3 protein-coding genes are annotated in these 3,589 nt (G+C 58.0%); 2 read left to right on the top strand and 1 reads right to left on the bottom strand.

Annotation, left to right across the window (positions count from 1 at the left end; all coding sequences use genetic code 11):
* Together AAC035_RS19560 and AAC035_RS19565 are read left to right on the top strand one after the other, a co-directional pair.
* Positions 1-869 (top strand): insulinase family protein (locus AAC035_RS19560; protein WP_339806793.1); only part of this gene is annotated, 869 nt, incomplete at its 5' end.
* 136 nt (positions 870-1,005) lie between these two features.
* Positions 1,006-2,223, top strand: a complete 1,218-nt coding sequence (locus AAC035_RS19565; protein ID WP_339806794.1) for an argininosuccinate synthase — start codon at positions 1,006-1,008, stop codon at positions 2,221-2,223.
* Between the two features lie 397 nt (positions 2,224-2,620).
* Here the strand turns inward: AAC035_RS19565 and AAC035_RS19570 are convergent, their stop codons facing one another.
* Positions 2,621-3,103: a YajQ family cyclic di-GMP-binding protein gene (locus AAC035_RS19570; RefSeq protein WP_339806795.1), complete on the bottom strand. Its 483-nt coding sequence runs from the start codon at positions 3,101-3,103 to the stop codon at positions 2,621-2,623.
* Between the last annotated feature and the right edge of the window lie 486 nt (positions 3,104-3,589).

Here is a 3,589-nt window from a genome sequence, read left to right on the forward strand (position 1 = left end):
ATGCGGCCTCTCAGGGTCATAGCCCGGGGGCTTCCCTGGCGTTCCGTCTGGGTGGCCTGGCTGCCATCAAGGCCACCAAGGCCCTGGACGATTCACTGGAGGATCCGCAGGCACTGACCCGGCTTTGTCAGGACCTGGCCGCACTGCATCGCAAGATGCAGAATCAGCAGCGACAGTTCCTGCTGGTGGCGGAAGAGGAGCATCTTGATGCCATGCTGGATGGCGTGCAGGGCTTGTGGCCAGACGCCAGCGCGGCCGGTGGCAATGGCTGGTCGGTTGAGCCGGTCAGTTACGACACCCGCCAGGCCTGGCTGACCTCAACTCAGGTGAACTTCTGCGCCAGAGCTTACCCGACGGTGGCTCCGGATCATCCGGATGCAGCAGTACTGACCGTGCTGGGTGGTTTCCTGCGCAACGGTTACCTGCACCGGGCAATCCGGGAGAAAGGGGGCGCCTATGGCGGTGGTGCCGGTCAGGATAACGTTAATGGAACCTTCCGGTTTTTCTCCTACCGCGACCCCCGGCTGACTGAAACCCTTGCGGATTTTGATGCCTCGCTGCAGTGGCTGCAAAGCACGGATCACGGCTATCAGGAACTGGAAGAGGCCATTCTCGGTGTCATCAGCCAGCTCGACAAACCCCGGTCACCGGCGGGTGAGGCGCGCCATGCGTTCCACAGTCTGCTGTTCGGGCGCACGCCGGAGCAGCAGGACCGCTTCCGCAAGCGGGTACTGGCAGTGACGGTGGATGACCTGAAGCGGGTGGCCAACGACTGGCTGACGCCGGACAAGGCCAGCACCGCGGTGGTGACCAGCCCGGACAAACGTGCCGATATGGAAGCCCTGGATCTGGAGATCTGCGAGCTTTAACAAAACCCGGATTGACCGGACAGTGAACTGTCCGGTCAATCCGGCCCTCCTGCGCCAATAGCCATTGTTGGCGCTCTGCCGTACAATGTGCGCCTTATTTTCGATACATCCATTCTGTTCAGTCTGGAGCAAAGGCATGTCTGATATTAACAAGGTGGTACTGGCCTATTCCGGTGGCCTGGATACCTCTGTCATCGTTCGCTGGTTGCAGGACACCTACAACTGCGAAGTGGTCACTTTTACCGCCGACATCGGCCAGGGCGAGGAAGTTGAGCCGGCGCGGGCGAAAGCCAAACAGCTGGGCGTGAAGGAAATCTACATCGAGGACCTGCGTGAAGAGTTCGTCCGCGACTACGTGTTCCCGATGTTCCGCGCCAACACCATTTATGAGGGCGAGTACCTGCTGGGTACCTCCATTGCCCGTCCGCTGATTGCGAAGCGGCTGATTGAAATTGCCAATGAAACCGGCGCCGATGCCATTTCCCACGGCGCCACCGGCAAGGGTAACGACCAGGTACGTTTCGAGCTGGGCGCTTATGCGCTGAAGCCCGGCGTCAAGGTGATTGCCCCCTGGCGTGAGTGGGATCTGAATTCCCGCGAGAAGCTGCTGGCCTACTGTGCGGAGCGGGAAATCCCGGTGGAAATGAAGAAGGGCAAGTCCCCTTATTCCATGGACGCCAACCTGCTGCACATTTCCTACGAAGGCATGAACCTGGAAGATCCCTGGTCCGAGGCCGAGGAAGATATGTGGCGCTGGAGTGTGTCCCCGGAAACCGCGCCGGACGCCCCCACCTACGTTGAGCTGACGTATCGCAAGGGCGATATCGTGGCAGTGGATGGCCAGGAGATGAAGGCCCATGAGGTGCTCGAGCATCTGAACAAGGTGGGCGGAGCCAATGGCATCGGTCGGCTCGACATCGTCGAGAACCGCTACGTGGGCATGAAATCCCGCGGTTGCTACGAAACCCCGGGCGGCACCATCATGCTGCGTGCCCACCGTGCCATTGAGTCCATCACCCTGGACCGCGAAGTGGCGCACCTGAAAGACAGCCTGATGCCCCGCTATGCCGAGGTGATCTACAATGGCTACTGGTGGTCCCCGGAGCGGGAAGCGCTGCAGGCACTGATCGACCAGACCCAGACCTACGTGAATGGCGTGGTTCGCCTGAAGCTGTATAAGGGCAATGTGGACGTGGTCGGCCGCAAGTCCGAGGATTCCCTGTTCGACGAGAAGATCGCCACCTTCGAGGAAGATCAGGGCGCCTACGACCAGAAAGACGCCGAGGGCTTTATCAAGCTCAACGCTCTGCGCTTGCGGATTGCCGCTGGGAAGGGTCGGACGTTCAAGGGTTGAAGAATTTTTGCCAGGGATGGCGGGAGTGCTTACCTGACTTTTGTGGATTGACCTGAAGTCAGGGGGCTGGGCGCGGAGCGGGGTGTCTTTTCTTCCGGAAAAAGAATTCGCTTCGCTCATACACCTTTTTCCGGAAGAAAAGACACCCCGCGCCCCACGCCCGATCTGGCTTTGTTTGATATTCCCTTTTCTTCATATTCCATTCACCCTGAGCTCTGAGCCTGTCGACGAGTCGAAGGGTGAGCCTGTCGATGAGCCCAAAGGCCATTCCCCGTTCGCCCTGAGCCTGTCGAAGGGTGTGGTTATCAGACTGTGAGTTGGCGTCCTTCGACTCTTCGACAGGCTCAGAGCTCAGGACGAACGGTTAGGGTCAGATTAAGGATTTTTTCCTTATCCATCAGTCCCGGAAATTGTTGTACTGCAGCGGTAACTCCAGTTCGCTGTCCTTGAGCATGGCAATCACTTCCTGCAGATCATCCCGTTTCTTGCCGGTTACCCGCACCTTGTCGCCCTGAATGGCGGCCTGCACCTTCAGTTTTGCGTCCTTGATCATTTTCACGATCTTTCTGGCCTGGTCGGTTTCGATGCCCTGGCGCAGTTTCAGATGCTGCTTCACCAGCTTGCCGGCTTTGCTTTCGCCGTCTTCGTTGATCGCGCGGGCGTCGATGTTCCGTTTGGCGAAGGCCATTCTCAGCATGTCCATCAGCTGCTCCAGCTGAAACTCCTGCTCGGCGCTGATGGTGATGCCGTTATCGTCCAGCTCGATATCTGCTTCGACGTTCTTGAAGTCCCAGCGGTTGCCGAGTTCCCGTTTGGCCTGGTCTACCGCGTTGGTGACTTCGTGCATGTCGATTTCGGACACAATATCGAAAGAGGGCATGTTTCAAGCTCCGTGTTGGTCTGTATATCGGGGGCGCAATCATGTGTCGCGGCGGCCCGGGCGGTCTGTGGAATCGCCATAGAATACCGGCAAACGGCCACCGCTTCGACACCCATAGCAACAATGGCGGTCTGTCGGCTACAACCCGTAACGCTTTTATACACAGCACCAACAGAGTCCCGGGAAGAGACGTCGTAACATGCAATTGTGGATCGGGGGAATTGTGAAGTATCCCTCGGCAGTATCCACCCCCAGTTGTGAAGGAGTGTGTTGTACCTTCACTGGTTTATGGGATGGCAGTAGCTGTACCAGGTAGAGTTGTTCTTTCCTGAGTAATCCTTTAAAGGTCGCCTTCATTGAAGACGACCTTTTTTTGTTTGTGCCGTCCTGAAATACGTCGTCAGGGTGACTGGTCGGTGCGGTTGCCGGCGTCCTGTTCCGTAACTGGCAAGGTTGAGGTGTCCGGATGAGCAAACCGTAACAGGA

Origin of the sequence: uncultured Marinobacter sp. (assembly GCF_963974375.1) — a bacterium.
Taxonomy (GTDB): domain Bacteria; phylum Pseudomonadota; class Gammaproteobacteria; order Pseudomonadales; family Oleiphilaceae; genus Marinobacter.